Source organism: Staphylococcus sp. FSL W8-0774, assembly GCF_038006785.1.
Lineage (GTDB): Bacteria > Bacillota > Bacilli > Staphylococcales > Staphylococcaceae > Staphylococcus > Staphylococcus pasteuri.
In genome coordinates this window covers 1,224,589-1,243,078 of sequence record NZ_JBBOVW010000001.1, presented here as the reverse complement: position 1 = coordinate 1,243,078, position 18,490 = coordinate 1,224,589, and the positions used below count along the sequence as shown (strand labels likewise).

Genomic DNA, 18,490 nt, shown 5'->3' with positions numbered 1-18,490 from the left:
TTTAAAAACAGAGTAGCAAATCAATTGCTACCCTGTTTAAAGTTATTCTCCAGGAACGCGTAACAGTATTATCCTTTTGCCTGAGAGTTTCGTAGTATTGCTACTTGCACCTTCGGCGATAAAAGCTATCTTTTATTCTCTCTAATACTGATCAATCGCTAGTTAATGAAGTTGTAATTTCTTGATAAATATTTGATACATTTTGATTACTATTCACTTTCATGAATGCGATTTCATTATATCTTGAAATCCTTGATGAATACAAGTTTTTTAGTTGATTTAGTGACTTATTATTAGCATTTGGTCTATGAGGATCATTAACGATTCTTTCAAATACAGTTTCAATGTCACAATCTAACCATATTACATTTTTTTGTAATTTTAATAAATCAAGAGAAGCTTGATTTTCAATTATTCCACCACCTGTAGAAATAATATCAAACTTATTTAAAGTGTCTTCTAAATATTTATACTCTAAATCTCTAAAGTGTGTTTCACCTTTTTCATCAAAGATTTGAGGTATTGTCATATGTTCTTTTAGTTCAATATATTGATCTAAATCCACATAACTAAGATTTAATTGATTTCTCATGTAACTTCCTACTGTAGTTTTACCAGTACCCATGAAGCCTATTAATATAATTGGTGTTTTATTTAATTGCAACAACATCTACCTCTTTAAGCTTATTAACTATAACTTCTTGATATGTTTTTTCTAAGTTATGTGTTGTCTTTAATTTTAAACTATATTGGCTTACATAAAAAGATATAATGGTTAAATAAATGAAAAATATAATCATTAAAAAAGGACTTATAAATGCTTTTTGCTTATAAATAGAGGGTTTTAATTTGTTTATAATTCGGATTTCCTACCTTTAGTATAATTTTGATTACGTTATCATTCGACTTTATTATTTTTTCTACAATAACTTGATTTAATAAATTAACATTCCCCTTGCCGTTAATTTGTTTATATACTTTATTGTTTTTAAATGTATATTCTATACTTCTTTCATTATTCCTTAAAATTAATGTATGATTGTTTTTCATAAATAATTTAAGATTATGTTGATTTATGTCTCTTATTAAATCTCTATGAAAGAATTCAAATTCTATTGAACTGTTTTCGTTAGCTAACGCTTTATAATGACTCACTAGTTTTATAGTTAAGGGGAGTGAAGTAAGGATTACTATGGTAATAAGTAGAGCAAAAATCATTTCAATAAAAGTAAACCCTTGTAACCTATTTCTTAACACAATAGTTTTTCTTTTTCGCCCAATTTGAAACACAAATTTTTTGTTTAGACATTGTAACTTGAAATTGATCAATAAATACTCCTTGCTTTATTTGTTTTATATCGAATTTATTTAAGGCTACTATAATGACTTTTTGCATTTCTAATAAATCTAATTGATTTTGATAAGTTTTAATAAGATGATTAATTGAACTCATGAACACAAGCGTAATCGTACTCATGATTAAAAAGGCCAATAAACTATCTAATAGAACACTCCCCTTAATTTTATATTTTAATATACCTTATACGCCCCTTTTCTATGTGAAATATTAATTTATAATTCCCATGTTTCATTTTTAAGTTTATTGAACCAAAATTATTAATATGTCCATCTTTATTAAATGTTAATAATTGTATCTTAGCTATATTTACTATTTTTCCGCCTTTAATTTTCAACTGATATTTTGAACCATGTTCTTCTTTTACTTTTATAGAATTTTTTTGATTAGTAAATTTTAATGAAATTGATTGTTTATCATTGATAGCTTTAGACTTTAAATAATTCATTTGAGTTATCAGATGATTAATGTTTAGTTCATCATTAGAAGCTGATACTGATAATAGTGTTTTACCAATAAGTGTACATGCAGTTAGTATAGCTAGAATAAACATAACCATTAACATCTCTAGATAAGTAAATGATGCTAAATATTTAATTTGCAACCGCTTCGCCATTATTAATACTAATAGTTTCTCCTGATTTGCAATTTTTTTGGTTTTCTTTAATAAATCCTTCAGAAATTAAGTCTTGGATGGTATTAGGATTTCTATTATGTTTTAAAGTATATGCTTCAATTTGACTATTAACCATTTTCACTTGAGCATCACAACCAGTAGTTTGTATATGAGCGGTTTGTTTAGCTATATTGGGAATAATTAGAATAAGCAATAAGCTAATTATTAATAAAACTAGTAACATTTCAATTAATGTAAATGCCTTTTTGTTAAACAGTGTTTTGAATATCTTCAATTTATAAGTCCTCCTAACTATTTAATTGACTGCAACATGTCAAATATAGGTAGCATAATAGTTAAATAAAGTGCAACGATAAATAATCCTAATACTAAAAAGATAACTGGTTGAATGAATTTAATGTGTCTTTTAGCCATAGCTTCGAATTGTTGTATAAGTATTTGGCTATATAGCGTTAATTCGATATCAAGTTTCCCACTTTTTTCTCCTTGTTCTATAAATTTAATCAAGTCATTTTCATAGCAATTCAGTTTTTTTAATATATTAGGTAGATTTTCTCCTTGATTTGACTGCTTGAGTAATTTGTCTCCTAAAAATTGATGAAATTGGTTATTCTCTGATTGTTTATATATTCTAACGATTATCTGTAAATTAACACCATTTCTATAAAAATGAGCAAACTCATTTGATAATTGATACGTTTTTAAAATTTTATAATAATGCTTAATAATTGGAATGTGACACAAAAATTGAATTTGATTTTCTATAGTCATCTTATTAAAACGATATTTAAATATGATAGATAATATACATATTACGCTGGATAAAATTATGATGAATAAAGGGAATGTCGTAATAAAATAAGAAAGAATAGATTGTAATGGAGAAAGTTCTATATTCATAGATTGGTATAATTCTTTAAATTGAGGTATAACTGTAAAATTGAGTAACGTTAATATTAATATAAAAGTAATTATTAATACGATGGGATACTGTATGGTCTTTAAAACATTTTGAGTAACTTGTAGTTGCTTTTTTAAATATCTATTAGATTCCAATAGAGAAAGTTCTAAATTTCCAAATCTTTCAGCTAAATATGTTTGAGTAACAATGTCACTTGAATAATCTAAGTATTTAAATACTTCCCAGCAAGTTGCACCTTGTTCTATTTTATTTAAAACTTCATCATGTGATTTATCTCCTCTATATTTAAAATGTAAATTTAAAAATTTAAATGATTCGTAAAGAGTAAATCCATGTTTAAGTAATTGATGTAATCTATACACTAAATCTAATTGTTCAGATTTAGTTAGGCATTTGGCTTGTCTAAATTTAAATATATTTATCAGCAATGGTTTCACATATAATACCTTCTTTAGTCATATCATCTAATTTTGATGCTAATCGTTTAAAAGATTTTGGCATCGTTTGGTTATGTTCAAAAAAGTAATTAATTTGATTTTTAAACATTAGTTCACACACTAATTGTCTATGATTATGTGATGTTGTAATTAATCGTTGATTGGAAATTAAATTGATAGCTTGAGATAATTCTTGAACTGTTACTCCCATTTCTAATAATCTAAGTAAAGCCCCTCTACAATCATTGGCGTGTAATGTACTTAATACCAAATGACCACTTAGACTAGCTTGAAAGACATATTTAGCGATTTCGGCATCTCGAATTTCTCCAATTAAAATAACGTCTGGATCACATCTTAAAATTGCTTTAAATGAACTAGCGTATGTAATACCTGCTTTGTTATTAACAGAAATTTGAGTAATACCTTTTAAAATTTGTTCAACTGGATCTTCAATAGAAATCACATTTAGGTTTAACTCCTTTTGTGCATACATAACCATTTGATACATTAATGTACTCTTTCCTGAACCTGTAGGACCAGTAAAAAGCAATAAACCTTGCTTCTTATTCATAAAATGTTTAAAATCTTTAAACTCGTATGTTTCCTTTTTACTCTGAAAATATTGAGGCACAATTCTTATAACACAACTTTCACATCCAATTGATAAAGGAAGGGTTGAAATACGTAAGTAATAAACTGACCTTAATTTATATGTATAGCGGCCACTTTGAGCGATTTGTTGTGTAGAAACATCTAATCCAGCTTGGAATTTCATAAACACCAATAACTTACGATAAATATTAATATCAAGTGTTTCATAAGGTGTTAATGTATCATTTACTCTAAATTTAATATGAACATAATGCTCCATAGGAATAAAGTGTATATCACTCGCTTTATATGCAATTCCTTTATTAATTATTTCTTGAAATAGAATCTTCATAAAAACACCTCCTACATATATTAACGTAGGAGGTGTTAGTTTTACTTTAACCATTTAAAAATGGATTTAATTGTTCATCATCAACAGTTGTATAAGTACCGTGGCCTGGGAATAATGGTAAATCTCCATCTAATTCAAATAATTTATCTTTAATAGAATCTACTAAAGTTTCATAATCGCCTTTGTATAAATCTGTTCTACCAATGCCATTATTAAATAATGTGTCACCGACTACTGCGAATTCTTTGAAAACAAAAGATAAACTTCCAGGTGAATGTCCAGGTGTATGCAATACATCAAATGTAAAATCACCAATTTGAGCTGGTCCCTCATCAAGTGATTTTGGTTTGGCCTGACTTATAACTTGAGGCATACCATATTGTTTGAATTTTGATGCACCATTTTTTTCTGGATCATTTAAGAAGTCGAATTCTTCTTTATGCATATAAACTGGTACATTATATTTTTCTATAATATCGTCTAATGCCCCAATATGATCGTAATGGGCATGTGTCAGTATAATAGCTTCTAAAGGTTTATTAATTTGATTTAATTTTTTTATAATTTTATCAGATTCACTAGATGGATCTACGAGTAATACTTTGTTTTCATTTTCAATAAAATAGGTATTAGTATCTACTAAACCTAAAGTTAAACTAGAAATTCTCATGATTTATTCCCCACTATTATCTAAATGTTTTTGTACAGATTTTAATTTATCATTCATCTTTCTAGATTTATCTCTGCGATCATCAATTCTTATATTTGTACAAACTCTATCTAATCCTTTATCAAATGGTAATTCATGTATTGCTTGTACAACTTCGAATAAATCCTTTAAATCACCTTCAATAAGTGTATTCATAGGTGTTAATTGATAATCGATTTTACCTTGATCTTTAAATTCTTTTAACTTTGTTTGAATTTCAGCGATGTATTTACTAACGCTTGGCCCTTCAGTACCTACTGGAATAACTACTACGTCAACAATTGCCATTATTTTACACCTTCCTTATCTAAAATATATGTTTTGATAAGTCCTGCTGCACCTGTAATACCTGCATCATTACCTAATTCTGCTTGTACAATTTCTGTTTCATGTTGAGCTGGATTAAACGTTAAATTACGATATTCAGTTTTAATATTTTCAACTAAAATTAAACCAGCTGTAGACATTCCACCACCTAGTACAATGTATTTAGGATTACTAGTAACACTAATAATACTACATAAATAAGCGATATAATTTGCTACTTTTTCAGTGATAAAGATACAGAATTGGTCACCTTCTTTAGCTGCATCAAACACAGCTTTAGCTGTAACTTCATTATCTTTTATAAGTTGTAAAATTGAAGATTTAAACGTTAATTTTGGATAATAAAAGTTAACTAAATTGACAACACCTGTAGCAGAGGCAACCGTTTCAATACAGCCTGATTTGCCACAGTTACATTTGAAACGTTGGTCGAAATCAGCTCTAAAATGGCCAATTTCAGCACCTGAACCATTATGACCATGTACTAACTCACCATTTGAGATAATACCTCCACCAAGGCCTGTACCTAATGTGATAGTTACAACATCGTCAGCACCATTACCAGCACCTTTATGTTTCTCGCCTAATGCAGCAACATTGGCATCATTATCAACATACACTGGACAATCGATGAAATTTTGATAGATTTCAGTGACATTAACATTGTTGTCCCAATGTAAGTTAACAGCTCCGTTAACGATGCCTGTTTCAAAATCTACAGGTCCAGGAACTCCAATACCAACACCGATTACATCAGACATGTTGTAATTTAATTCTGCAATTTTTGCTTCAAATGATTCATGTATATTTTTTAAAAGTAGTTTTCCTGTATGATCAGTAGTGTCTGTATGAATTGACCATTTTTCAATTCTATCTAGATTAGTATTAAAAATACCTAATTTACAAGTAGTCCCACCAATATCAGCAGCTAAAATAATTTTTGTCATTTATGTTCATTCCTTCTTTGGTTTATTATCAATATACATTTAAGATATTCATCTTTAGTTAATAATTCATAACTGTATAAAGATTTGATTTCTTGTAACATCATTTCATACATATCTTCTGGATCTTTGAAATAGATGATATATCCATATTTTTTTAATAATTGCAAAACATCATAGAAATTATTAATTTTACGAGTCACTTTTCTCACTCAACTCTTTTTCTAAATTTTTATATTGAGCATTTTGAGGATTAGCTTTTCTAGCTTTTTTAATATATTTTAAAGCTTTACTTTTATCTTTTAGTGAACGATTAGCAATTGCCATTTCATAATTCAATGCACCGGAATTAGGAAACAGCCTTAATCCACGTTCCCATTCCGCCATTGCTTCAGCTTTAGAACTTTTAGCAGCTGTAATTAAACCGCTTAGGTAATATGTTTGATCATCAGCGTAATCTTTTTTAATAGATTTATTTACAATTTTTCTAGCTTCATCATAATTACCGGATAACATTTGATCCCGAATTAATTTATCATAAATATTATCTTCTTTAATACTAAAAATTCTTATCTGCATTGCCACAAACAATACTAATAAAATAATCAGTAGTATCCAGAAAATATTACGGTTAACAGTAAAATAATAACCAATTAAGGTAATTAAGAGACCACCAATAAATCCGCCTAAATGTGCCATAACATTAATATTAGACATGAATATTGATAATCCGATTAAAATAACTAAAGCTATTAATAATTGGCCAATTACTTTTTTATCAAAGCTTTTACTTAAATATAAAATTGCAAAAATTGAACCAATAAGCCCAAAAATAGCACCACTGGCACCAACAGAAATCGTTGTTGTATTAAATGATAAAGAAACAAAATTTCCAAATATGCCTGCAAATAAATAGATGACTAACATACGCCATGAACCTAATACCGATTCAACTATTTTACCAAAAATAAAAAGTGAAAGCATATTCATGAGTATATGTTCAAAATTAAAATGTAAAAACATTGAGGTAACTAAACGATACCATTCACCATGTACGACGTTGAAGTGTACTAATCCACCTACATCAAGTAATTTTACATCAGAAAAACGATTAAAATAAAGTATCATGCATAGCCATAAGACTATATTAATTATTATTAAGGAATATGTAACTGGTGAAAAGCGTTGCATATGTTTATCTAAGAGATTAGATGAAAGAACTTTGTTTCTATAAAAGATAGATGTCTTTTTAGAATCCTCTCGATTTATCATTTTAGATAAAATAACATTTGGCATTGCAAGTTCTAATTCCCTCTCATCACTAATCCTTCTAAATTTTATTTTTTGCGGATAGGTTTCATCTAATGATTCAGTCGATAATGATTTATCAGTAAAATAATAAAATAGAATTGTTTGAGGTTGAAAGCCAGCTAGTTGTTCTATATTTTCCTTATTTTCAATAACTCTGCTTTTATCAAACCGAATTTCCTGAGTCGTAGTGATATGATTCGAAAAAATTACAATTGTTTTCTTTCTTTTGTTACTTAACCAAATTTCTTGGTCATCTTTTTCTCTATTAATTACATCGTAGTTTAAATACCTAATCCAGTAATAAATGGTTTTCCAAAATTGCTTTTTAATGTTCATGTATGCCTCCATTGGTGGCTATTATAAATAATTAATTGATCGACCGGTTGATCGTGTGTATCGGGTTGAAAATCAGTTAATTGAAAATCATATAGCAAACTTATTGTATTGGTCTTGAAATTTGATAGAAAGCGATCATAGTAACCCCCTCCATATCCTATTCGATAGCCATCTTTTCTAAAGCCAACACCAGGTACGACGATTAAATCTAAATGATTGGAAGTATTTGATTCAGAAACTGAATGATTAATACCTTTTTCATCTTTTTCTATGTCATTAATATTTAATAATTGTTTAAAAGTCATAACTTTAGTCTGATAATTAACTTCAGGTACATATAATTCTTTATTATCGTTTAAAGCTTGTTGAATCATTTGATATGTATTTACTTCATGTGACAATGACAACACAAATCCTATAGAAGATGCATTTTGATATGCTTGAGAATTAATAAGTTCTGTGGCTAACCAATTGTCTGCCTCATTTTTCTGCATGCTATTATGCTGTTTCATTTTAGTTAAAATATTAGCTCTTATATTTTTTTTGCTCAAATTTTCACCTACTTTTACTACCCCATATTATAACGTTTATCTAATTTTATGTCATTATGTTGACTAAGATATTAACTTTTTAATGATATTAAAATAAGCGATTGTACAAATTTTGTTAAAAGCTTTGAATAAAATGAGGTTTTGTAAACATAAAATATTTGACTACAAAATTTAAAAAGACGAAATTCCGTCTGAGGAATTTCGTCTTTTGGTATTGAATATTTGTTAAATAAATTAATTATTTAGTTTCACGGTGTAAAGTTTGTTTATTATCACGTGCACAGTATTTTTTCATTTCAATACGTTCAGGGTTAGTTCTTTTGTTTTTTGTAGTGATGTAGTTTCTTTCACCACATTCAGTACAAGCTAATGTAACGTTAACGCGCATGATTATTCCTCCTTACCTTTTCTAAATACGACCTTTACATTATACCAATTACTTTATTAATTGCAAAGTAAATTTTAAGAATCTGTATCAATAGTTTGTAATGTATTTAAATTTTAATTATTTATCACTACTATTTTCAGTGCTATCTCCATTTTTATCTTTATCTTTGAAATAATAATCGATAACATCTCTTCCTAAGTCTCCACCGTTTAACCAAGGTGGTGGAACTGGTTGATTGGTATAGACAATAGAAAATGCTAGTTTTGGATCTTTAATTGGTGCATAACCAATATAAGTTGAGTTTACTCTAGATTCCCCATCTTGGAATACTTCTGCTGTTCCTGTTTTACCTGCTGAAGGTACAACTGTGTTTTTAAAGCTAGCATAACCGGTACCATCTTTTTCATTAAATGCCATTTTGAATCCGTCTTGAACTTCATTTATTTCTCTTTGAGAATTATTTACTTTATTCAATACATTACCTTTAATTTTTCGTTTTACCGGTCCTAGTTCATCTTTATTAGTTGAATCGTGTATAGACAGTCCAATATGAGGTTGAATTCTATAACCGTCATTTGCGATTGTTGATACATATTGAGAAAGTTGCAATGGTGTATAAGTATCGTATTGACCAATAGATAAGTCTAAGTAATTACCTGGATTATTAGTTAATGGTTCAATTTGACCATTTGTTTCATTTGGTAAATCTATACCTGTTTTAACACCAAGACCAACTTGATTTAAACCTTTTCGAAGCTTTTGACCAGCTAATGTAATATCGTTTGGTAATGGCATACCAGAATAATATGGATCTCCAGCTAATTTTAAGGCTGTTTTAAACATATAAACGTTTGATGAATGCATAAGTGCTTCTTTATCATTTATTGTCACTCGACCATCTTTATTAAAGTATGAACGTTTAGTTAAACCGCCCTGGAATTTTAATGGTTCATCGACCATTTTTTCTCCTACTTTAATGGCATGATTTTGATAACCGGCAAGTAAAGTTCCGCCTTTTACCGATGAACCTACTGCAAATTGAGCAGTAAAGTTACCAATATCATAATCTGTTAATTTGCCGCTTTTACTTATTTGTTTACCAGCCATAGCTAAAATGTCACCATTTTTCGGATCTTGAACAACTATCATGGCATTGTCCATATCTTTAGCGCCTTGACTACGTAATTTTTCAATTTGTTTATCTAATAATGATTCTACTTTTTTCTGTAAATCAATGTCTATTGTTAATTGTAAATCATGTCCTCTAGAACCTGGATTAATAACTTCAGATTTTATTACTTTACCAGATTTATCAGTCGTATATTTCATTTGTTTCTTCTTACCACGAAGTACATCTTCATATTGATATTCTAAATATGATTTACCGACACGATCATTGCGTGAATAACCTTTAGATAAATATTGTTCAGTTAGTTCTTTAGGCAAACCTTCTGTAGATGTTGAAACTTCGCCAAATATACCTCTAAGCGTATCTTTATATGGATACTTTCTATCCCAATCCATAGATGTATTTACACCAGGTAACTTAGATAATTGTTGAGATACTGCAGCGTATTCTTTTTCTGTTACATCCTCATTTTTAATAGTTTGCGGATCTAGTGTACTACCTGCATTCATCTCACGGTATATAGCTAAAATTTGTAACTCTTTGTCAGATAAGTCATCTAATTGTTTTTTACCAATTTTCTTTCTTTGCTGTTCATCATATTGTTCTTGTGTAATGCTACCATTTTCTAATAGAGATTGTTCTTTTTTCATTAAAGCTTTAGCTTTTTCAGGGTGTAAAGTGACCCAGAAGTCTTTTTCGTCTCTATCAGTAATTTTGTCAGTATCCATTTTGATTAATGATGATAATTTTTTAGCTGTATCTAACATTTCTTTTTGTGAGGTTTTACGACCTCTAGTATATGTAATCGCCATTTTAGAGGCATTATCAACTAATACTTTACCATTACGGTCTACAATACGACCTCTAGGCACAGATTCGTTCACAGTGATATTCTCATCGCTTTTGATTAATTGCTTATAATGAGAACCCTGGGCAATCTGTAGGTAACCGAGTCTGAGTACTATAATTGCAAATATAAACACAACCAAACCAAAAATGAAATTAATTCTCCGGTTCATCGTGTTTCTTACTTTTTCATCATTTGATTTTTCCTTTAATCTTTTAAGCAAAACAACCTACCTCTATTCAAAGTATCTCTTTAAAATGATATATGAAAAACAAAAATTTTTCTATCATTTTGATAAAAAAGTGAACAGACATTAATTAAAACACTATCGTTTTTTATTTATGACGACCTTTTTGTAATCCTTATTTATAATTAATTTTACATTCAAATCATTTTCATTAATAGACATAATATCATATTAATCATAGAAAAAAGAGCCTAGAACATTATAACAATGTTCTAGACTCTAACATCAAAATATAAATTATTTTGCAGCGTTATATAATTCGTCAACTTTATTCCAGTTAACTACATTCCAGAAAGCGCTGATATAATCTGGACGTTTGTTTTGATATTTAAGGTAATAAGCGTGTTCCCAAACATCTAAACCTAAGATAGGTGTTTTACCTTCAGTTAATGGATTATCTTGGTTTGGAGTTGTAACGATTTCTAATTGCCCGTTATTTACTACTAACCAAGCCCAACCTGAACCAAAACGAGCTGCTGCTTTGTCAGCAAATTCTTTTTTGAATTCATCTAAAGAACCCCATTGTTCTTTAATTTTATCTACTACTTCACCTTTTTCTTCTGAGTTAGGTGTTAGTAATTCCCAGAATAATGAGTGGTTTAAGTGTCCGCCACCATTATTTCTAACAGCAGTTTGGATATCAGAAGGTACACTGTCTAAATTAGCTACAATTTCTTCGATTGATTTAGCTTCTAAATCAGTACCTTCAACTGCAGCGTTTAATTTTGTTACATAAGTGTTATGGTGTTTATCATGGTGAATCTCCATAGTTTCTTTATCGATGTGTGGTTCTAATGCGTCAAATGCATATGGTAATTTTGGTAATTCAAATGCCATAAATAATCATCCTCCTAAAATGTCTGTATCTTAATCATAACAAGCAGTCACAATTTCGACAATAAATGTGCTTAATATATAACTGCTAATTATTGTTACATGTATTATATATCTCAAAACGATGATATTTAAACATTTATTTACTATAATTAGTGAATTCGTACTAATGGAGTATGTTTTTTTAGTATTTATGTGTATTTTCGCTTTCTAATATAAAAACTAGCCATAGTCTTCTTGTCGATAGACTATGGCTAGTAAGATTAATGATTTACTTTTTGACATTTTTCACAAGTACCGTAAACTTCGAGTTTGTGAGTATGAATATCAACATTTGGTAAATATTGTTTAACTTGGTCAATTGGACAAAAATCAATAACTTTAGTATCACCACAATTTTCACATATAAAATGATGGTGATGATGATTAGTACAAGCGATTCTAAATTTCATTTCTCCATCTAGTTCAGTACTTTCAATAATTGCTAAGTCTTTAAATAAATGAAGGTTTCTATAGATGGTATCAAAAGATATACCTGGATAATCTTTATCCATAACTTGTTGAATATGTTTAGCATTAATGTATTTATCTTCTTTAACAAATATATTAAGCATATCGTTACGTTTATCTGTATATTTTAAACCATTATCTTTTAATATTTTAATAGCATCACTAGTGTTCATATTTACGATCCCCTTTTTGTGACTTTAATTTTAACTTTTGATAAGTCATTGTAATCATTAGCATAATGACTAATAGTACTACAATCACGCCACCAGGTGAAATATTAATGTAAAATGCGAGAACTAATCCAAGTATCACTGATAATTCACCTATGATGATACTAAGGATAATTAATTGTTTGAATCCTTTTGTCCAACGCATCGCTATTGCTACAGGTAAAGTGATTAACGCACTAACTAACAATATACCTACTACTCTCATAGAAGCAGAAATAACCATTGCAACAACTACAATAAATAAAAACTGAATCCATTTTGGTATTCCTATAACTTTACTATACTCTTCGTCAAAAGATAAAATAAATAACTCTTTATAAAATAAAGTTATGAATAATAAAACTAGTATTGTAATGAAGATAATTGTAGTTAAATCACTGAAATTAACTGCACTAATTGAACCAAATAATAGACCAACTATCTCTTGATTAAAACCATCTGCTAATGAAATAAATATAGCACTTAAGGCAATACCTGCACTCATAATAATTGGAATGGCAATTTCTTGATAATTAGTATATGAGGTACGCAATTTTTCAATTAATAATGCACCAATAATGGCGAATAATATTCCAAACCACATAGGATTAATGAAAGTTAGTGCTGGCAATACTGTTATAATAAACATGCCAAATGATATACCGCCCAATGTTACATGGCTTAGTGCATCAGCAATAAGTGACAACCTTCGTACTACTATAAAAGCTCCAATTAATGGTGCTATAAATCCTATTAAGATACCACTGATCAAGGAGTATCTCATAAAATCAAAGTTTAATAATGCATCTATCACGAGTTACACTCCTCAAATTTATTTCTATGAATCGATTCTAATTTAGGTACAACATTCTCTATCATGTTGATGATCAACGAATTGAACTGGGTGTCCATATATTTTGGAAATTTCAACCTCATCAAGAGATTTAAAATCTTCAGTCGTACCATGAAAATGAAGATGTTTATTTAAGCATGCAACTTCTGTTGCTGTATCTGCTACTACACCAATATCATGTGTAACTAATATAATGGTTATGCCTTCCTTTTTTAATCGATCAAGCGTTTCATAAAATTCATTTACATGTTTAGCATCAATACCATTAGTAGGTTCATCTAATACAAGCACGCTAGGATTAGAAATCAAAGCACGTGCAATAAGCACACGTTGTTGTTGGCCACCTGATAATTCTGCAATGTTTTTATCAATTAAATGTTCTATATTTAATCTTTCTAAAACATGTTCTACTTTCTTGATGTCTTTATTATTAAAACGTTGAAAAAGTTTTTTTGTTTTAGTTAAACCACTTAAAACTACTTCTTTAACACTTGCTGGAAAACCAGCTGTAAACGAAGAGGCCTTTTGTGAAACATAACTTATTTTTAGAGCTGATTTATTATTTTTAATAGGATGACCATCTATAAAAATGTCGCCGGATTGTAATGGCAGCAAACCAAGTATGATTTTTAAAAGTGTTGATTTGCCGGCTCCATTAGGACCAACAATTGCTAAAAATTCACCTTTGTTAATTTTAATATTTATATTTTCTAAGACTTGTTTATGATCAAAATAGTAATCTATATTTTTAAGTTCAAATACTGGTGTAGTCATTTTTTCACCTCATTTTATACTATACATGTTGATGAACTTAATGTAAATTGTAATGCTTACGACTAATAAAAGACGTTACAGAAATATCTGTAACGCCTACTTTTAATATTATTAGTTTAAAATTTTATCTTTTAAATCTGGATCAAATGTCTGAGATTTTAACATTTCAATTTCATGTTTATAAGGTGGTTTCTTATTCTTTTTATCTTCACCAACATAAGGTGTTTCCAAAATTTTTGGAATGTCTTTGAAAGTATCGTGATGAACAACGTAATTTAATGCATCAAAGCCTATATGACCAAATCCAATATTTTCGTGTCTATCTTTATGTGCACCTTGTTCATTTTTACTGTCATTTACGTGTACGACTTTAATTCTGTCTACACCTATAATTTTATCAAATTCATTTAAAACACCATCAAAATCTTCTTTGATATTGTATCCAGCATCATGCGTATGACATGTATCAAAACAAATGGATAAGCGTTCATTATATTTCACGCCATCAATGATACGAGCAATTTCTTCAAAGTTACGACCTATTTCAGAACCTTTACCTGCCATTGTTTCTAAAGCGATACGAACATTGTTATCATTTGTTAATACTTCATTCAGACCATCGATGATCTTTTGTATACCTACATCTGCACCAGCGCCAACATGAGAACCGGGATGTAATACAATATCTTTAGCCCCAATTGCTTGTGTACGCTCAATTTCGTTCTGTAAGAAATTGACACCTAATTCAAATACTTCTGGTTTAGTTGTGTTAGCAATATTAATGATATATGGAGCATGTACTACAATATTAGATAGACCATATTGTTCCATCACTTCATGACCTTTTGTAATATTTAAATCTTCAATACTTTTACGACGTGTATTTTGTGGCGCTCCTGTGTATATCATAAATGTTGATTCGCCAAATTTATGTGCTTCTTCTGCAGACCCTTCTAACATTTTTTTACCACTCATAGATACATGTGAACCTAATAACATCTTTTTCACCTATCCTTTTCTATTCTTTCTATCTTGACGATTTTGACGTTTACTGTATTGTTTACGCTCTTGTCGTTTCATTTTCTCAACTTCCTGCTTAAATTTCTTTTTATAACCAGGTTTAACTTTACGTTTGGTTTTACTACGTACTTTATTTTTAACTTCATTTGTTAAATGATCATCTTTACGTTGTCTAGTACGTCGAGTGTTATGCGCCTTGATAGGTGTAAGTTCATCATTTTTGATATCAACATTTTCGAAAACGTATCCTCTATCTTCGATTGCTGAAATATTTTCTTCTTCATCAGGACTATATAACGTAATAGCAACACCGTGATAATTACCACGACCAGTACGTCCAACACGATGAGTAAAGAAATCTATATCATTTGGTACATCGAAATTAATAACATGACTAACACCTTCAATATCAATACCTCTTGAAGCTAAATCACTCGCAATTACAAATTGGAAATCAAGATTACGTATACGTTTCATTTGTTGTTTACGTTCACGAGGTGTTAATCCACCATGAATCATACCAACTTTGATACCTGCTTCATTTAATGAACGTGCTAATTCATCGGCATTGTCTCTACTATTACAGAATATAATACATAGGTATGGATTTAGAATATCTATTAATTTAAGTGTTTTTTCAACTTTGGCTGCACCTTTTGTAGGAATTAAATAAAATTCTATATTTTTCTTATTTTGAGACTGACTATCAACTTCTACAAAATCTGGTTGTTCTAAATATTTATTTAAAAATGGTTGTAGAGATTTAGGAATTGTTGCACTAAATACTGCAATATTTGAACTATCTTCTAGGCGAGATGCTATAAGGTCTACATCTTCAATTAAACCTAAATCAATCATTAAATCAGCTTCATCAATAATTAAATAAGAAGCTAAATGTGTGTGTAAATGACCACTTTTAGCTAAGTCATTAATTCTAGTTGGTGTACCAATAACTAATTGTGGTTGTTGATTACATCTTTGCTTGTCCTTTTCAATATCAGTACCACCAATAAATAGTTTTACGCTTACGCCTTCTTTAAAACTACTTAAATGATTAGCGGCTTGATATAGTTGTTGTGCAAGTTCTCTAGTTGGTGCTACAACAATAGCTTGTGGTTCTTGAATATTTATATCTATTAAACTAATTAAAGGTAATAAAAAGGCATGTGATTTTCCTGTACCTGTTTGTGACTGTCCAATAATATTAGTTTTCTTTAAAATTCTTGGAATAATTCGATTTTGAATTTCTGTCGGTTTTTCAAAATTTAAATCTTTAACTGCTTCAATCATACTATCTTCAAGACCGAAGTATTCGAATGGATGTTTTGCCATGTTATGGCCTCCTTATAAGTTCATCTTTACTATTATAATGTAAATGATGAAGATTTTAAATATATGTGAAAGGATCTGTATTAATATTAGAAGCAACAACTTTGATATCATTTGAATTTTCTTCTAATAACAATTCCTGTAGTAAAAGTTTTAATCCTTCTTTCATCACATATTCACTATAGTGGTTGATATCTAATAAATTTATTCCTTCTATTTTCGCATCTAATGCATCATGGTGTTTGATGTCACCGGTAATAAATATATCGGCACCTAATTGAGCAGCTTTATATTCAAAACCTATTCCAGAACCACCAATCATAGCAACTTTACTAATCATAGCATTTGAATTACCTACGTATCGAACACTTGGAATTTGAAGTTGTCTTTTCACTTGTTCTACAAAGTCCTCAATTTTCATTGGTTCTTTTAATTCTCCCATTATTCCTAAACCGTAATTACCTTCTTTATTCAATTCAATAAAGTCATATACTGGTGTTTCATAAGGGTGATAGTGATGGATAGCTCGCTCAGTTAACTGACGTTGTTGATAAGATATCATAAATTCTAATTTCACTTCATCAACGAATTCTATTTCATCAATTGAACCAATATACGGATCTGCATCACCAACAGGTTTAAATTGACCTCTCCCTTTACTTTCGAAGAAACAATATTCATAATCGCCTTCTTTAGCAAGACCAATATCATTGAGCTGTTGTTTAAATGTTTCTAGATGATCTTCAGGTATAAATGTTTGAACTTTATAGTATTGAATTGGTTCTTTATTAATTAACTGTGTATGTTGTAAACCAATTTTGGAAGCTAACATTGCATTTACACCATTAGGATTAACATCTAAATTTGTATGCATAGCTATTAAATTAATATTATTTTGAATAAGTAATCTGATTATTTCGCCATATCCTTGATTAGTAATTGATTGAATGCCTTTAAAAATAAGTGGATGATGACTAATAATGATATTAACATTTTCATTAATTGCTTGTTGAACAACATCAATAGTACAATCTAATGCTGTTAATATTCCATTCACTTCTTGAGATTCATCGCCTATTAATAAACCTACATTATCCCATGATTCAGCAGTATTAAACGGAACATGCTCATCTAACATAGCCATTAATTCATTAACTTTCACTATTTAACACCTCTTTAATCAATTTTATTTCTGATTCTATTTCATTATATCGATGTAAGTGTAATTCTGGATTGAGTTGTTGCTTAATCTTTTCTAATGCCTTCAATTCTCTTTCCCATTTATTATAAAAATGTTTATTTTTATTTTCTAGTAAAATAGGACCGAATTTGAGTTCATATTCATTATATTCAAGAGGTGAAGTTTGGTATTCGGCTATAACTATTTCATAGATATGGCCTTTTTCTTCTAAAATGATTTCATCTAAAATTTTGTATTGAATACTTTGTAATAATGTTCTTACATTTTGAGTTTGAATATTACTTTGTAGTATTAATCTAGGATGAGAATGTAATTTATGTTGGCCTTCTTCTAATATTTTAGCTATTAAAGGCCCTCCCATGCCACATATCGTTATGTTATCTATTTGTTCGTTATCACGAATTACGCTAAGACCATCACCTAGTCGCACTTCAATTTCATTATCCAGTTCATTGGCGTTAACATTTTTTTGGGCAGCTTCAAAAGGTCCTTTGATAACTTCACCAGCAATTGCTTTAGTACTTAGATTAGACTGAATAGCAAAAATAGGTAGATATGCATGATCGGACCCAATATCGGCAAGTGTACCTTGTTTAATAAATTCTGACACTTTTAATAATCTTTGGTTTAATGTGATCACTAAGGTATTCTCCTTTATTTTATTAAAATCAT

General features: G+C 29.2%; 22 protein-coding genes and 1 riboswitch. All 22 genes read right to left on the bottom strand.

Features of this window, described 5'->3' with window-relative positions; genetic code table 11:
* Positions 1-58 precede the first annotated feature (58 nt).
* Positions 59-155, bottom strand: a riboswitch (glycine riboswitch).
* A complete protein-coding gene (locus NSQ15_RS06120; RefSeq protein WP_070453853.1) occupies positions 152-670 on the bottom strand; it encodes a shikimate kinase in 519 nt (172 codons plus the stop codon). It overlaps the preceding riboswitch by 4 nt.
* Positions 671-1,243: 573 nt before the next feature.
* Complete coding sequence (locus NSQ15_RS06115; RefSeq protein ID WP_185640402.1) at positions 1,244-1,492, bottom strand: hypothetical protein; 249 nt, start codon at positions 1,490-1,492, stop codon at positions 1,244-1,246.
* Between the two features lie 31 nt (positions 1,493-1,523).
* Complete coding sequence (gene comGD / locus NSQ15_RS06110) at positions 1,524-1,973, bottom strand: competence type IV pilus minor pilin ComGD (RefSeq protein ID WP_340747022.1); 450 nt, start codon at positions 1,971-1,973, stop codon at positions 1,524-1,526.
* The gene (comGC, locus tag NSQ15_RS06105; protein WP_029055749.1) at positions 1,951-2,262 is read right to left on the bottom strand and encodes a competence type IV pilus major pilin ComGC; all 312 of its coding nucleotides are present in this window, start codon (positions 2,260-2,262) and stop codon (positions 1,951-1,953) included. The genes comGD and comGC overlap by 23 nt, the downstream gene beginning before the upstream one ends.
* Positions 2,263-2,285: 23 nt before the next feature.
* Positions 2,286-3,353 carry a competence type IV pilus assembly protein ComGB gene (gene comGB / locus NSQ15_RS06100; protein ID WP_124760094.1) on the bottom strand — a complete coding sequence of 356 codons (1,068 nt, stop codon included), beginning with the start codon at positions 3,351-3,353 and terminating at the stop codon, positions 2,286-2,288.
* Positions 3,325-4,299, bottom strand: a complete 975-nt coding sequence (gene comGA, locus NSQ15_RS06095; protein ID WP_070453859.1) for a competence type IV pilus ATPase ComGA — start codon at positions 4,297-4,299, stop codon at positions 3,325-3,327. The genes comGB and comGA overlap by 29 nt, the downstream gene beginning before the upstream one ends.
* A 46-nt stretch (positions 4,300-4,345) precedes the next feature.
* Positions 4,346-4,969 (bottom strand): MBL fold metallo-hydrolase, encoded by a 624-nt coding sequence (locus NSQ15_RS06090; protein ID WP_017636253.1) that lies wholly within the window; start codon positions 4,967-4,969, stop codon positions 4,346-4,348.
* A 3-nt stretch (positions 4,970-4,972) separates the two neighbouring features.
* Positions 4,973-5,296 carry an MTH1187 family thiamine-binding protein gene (locus NSQ15_RS06085; protein WP_017636254.1) on the bottom strand — a complete coding sequence of 108 codons (324 nt, stop codon included), beginning with the start codon at positions 5,294-5,296 and terminating at the stop codon, positions 4,973-4,975.
* Positions 5,296-6,282 (bottom strand): ROK family glucokinase, encoded by a 987-nt coding sequence (locus NSQ15_RS06080; protein ID WP_017636255.1) that lies wholly within the window; start codon positions 6,280-6,282, stop codon positions 5,296-5,298. Before NSQ15_RS06080 ends, NSQ15_RS06085 begins: the two co-directional genes overlap by 1 nt.
* A complete protein-coding gene (locus NSQ15_RS06075) occupies positions 6,279-6,482 on the bottom strand; it encodes a YqgQ family protein (RefSeq protein WP_017636256.1) in 204 nt (67 codons plus the stop codon). Before NSQ15_RS06075 ends, NSQ15_RS06080 begins: the two co-directional genes overlap by 4 nt.
* Complete coding sequence (locus NSQ15_RS06070; RefSeq protein ID WP_124760097.1) at positions 6,472-7,926, bottom strand: rhomboid family protein; 1,455 nt, start codon at positions 7,924-7,926, stop codon at positions 6,472-6,474. The genes NSQ15_RS06075 and NSQ15_RS06070 overlap by 11 nt, the downstream gene beginning before the upstream one ends.
* Entirely contained in the window at positions 7,923-8,477 is a 555-nt protein-coding gene (locus NSQ15_RS06065; RefSeq protein ID WP_217193926.1) for a 5-formyltetrahydrofolate cyclo-ligase, read from the bottom strand. Before NSQ15_RS06065 ends, NSQ15_RS06070 begins: the two co-directional genes overlap by 4 nt.
* Before the next feature lie 238 nt (positions 8,478-8,715).
* Complete coding sequence (rpmG, locus tag NSQ15_RS06060; protein WP_017636259.1) at positions 8,716-8,865, bottom strand: 50S ribosomal protein L33; 150 nt, start codon at positions 8,863-8,865, stop codon at positions 8,716-8,718.
* Between the two features lie 117 nt (positions 8,866-8,982).
* A complete protein-coding gene (locus NSQ15_RS06055) occupies positions 8,983-11,064 on the bottom strand; it encodes a peptidoglycan D,D-transpeptidase FtsI family protein (RefSeq protein ID WP_340747021.1) in 2,082 nt (693 codons plus the stop codon).
* A gap of 261 nt (positions 11,065-11,325) precedes the next feature.
* The gene (locus NSQ15_RS06050; RefSeq protein WP_017636261.1) at positions 11,326-11,925 is read right to left on the bottom strand and encodes a superoxide dismutase; all 600 of its coding nucleotides are present in this window, start codon (positions 11,923-11,925) and stop codon (positions 11,326-11,328) included.
* 260 nt (positions 11,926-12,185) lie between these two features.
* Positions 12,186-12,605, bottom strand: a complete 420-nt coding sequence (locus NSQ15_RS06045) for a Fur family transcriptional regulator (protein WP_017636262.1) — start codon at positions 12,603-12,605, stop codon at positions 12,186-12,188.
* Positions 12,595-13,455 (bottom strand): metal ABC transporter permease, encoded by an 861-nt coding sequence (locus tag NSQ15_RS06040; RefSeq protein ID WP_017636263.1) that lies wholly within the window; start codon positions 13,453-13,455, stop codon positions 12,595-12,597. The genes NSQ15_RS06045 and NSQ15_RS06040 overlap by 11 nt, the downstream gene beginning before the upstream one ends.
* 42 nt (positions 13,456-13,497) lie before the next feature.
* On the bottom strand, positions 13,498-14,268 hold the full coding sequence (locus tag NSQ15_RS06035) for a metal ABC transporter ATP-binding protein (protein WP_017636264.1): 771 nt from the start codon (positions 14,266-14,268) through the stop codon (positions 13,498-13,500).
* 111 nt (positions 14,269-14,379) lie between these two features.
* Positions 14,380-15,267 carry a deoxyribonuclease IV gene (locus tag NSQ15_RS06030; protein ID WP_070453866.1) on the bottom strand — a complete coding sequence of 296 codons (888 nt, stop codon included), beginning with the start codon at positions 15,265-15,267 and terminating at the stop codon, positions 14,380-14,382.
* 9 nt (positions 15,268-15,276) lie between these two features.
* A complete protein-coding gene (locus NSQ15_RS06025) occupies positions 15,277-16,620 on the bottom strand; it encodes a DEAD/DEAH box helicase (RefSeq protein WP_029055742.1) in 1,344 nt (447 codons plus the stop codon).
* A 55-nt stretch (positions 16,621-16,675) separates the two neighbouring features.
* A complete protein-coding gene (locus tag NSQ15_RS06020) occupies positions 16,676-17,779 on the bottom strand; it encodes a Nif3-like dinuclear metal center hexameric protein (RefSeq protein WP_340747020.1) in 1,104 nt (367 codons plus the stop codon).
* Positions 17,769-18,458, bottom strand: a complete 690-nt coding sequence (locus NSQ15_RS06015) for a tRNA (adenine(22)-N(1))-methyltransferase (RefSeq protein ID WP_340747019.1) — start codon at positions 18,456-18,458, stop codon at positions 17,769-17,771. Before NSQ15_RS06015 ends, NSQ15_RS06020 begins: the two co-directional genes overlap by 11 nt.
* Between the last annotated feature and the right edge of the window lie 32 nt (positions 18,459-18,490).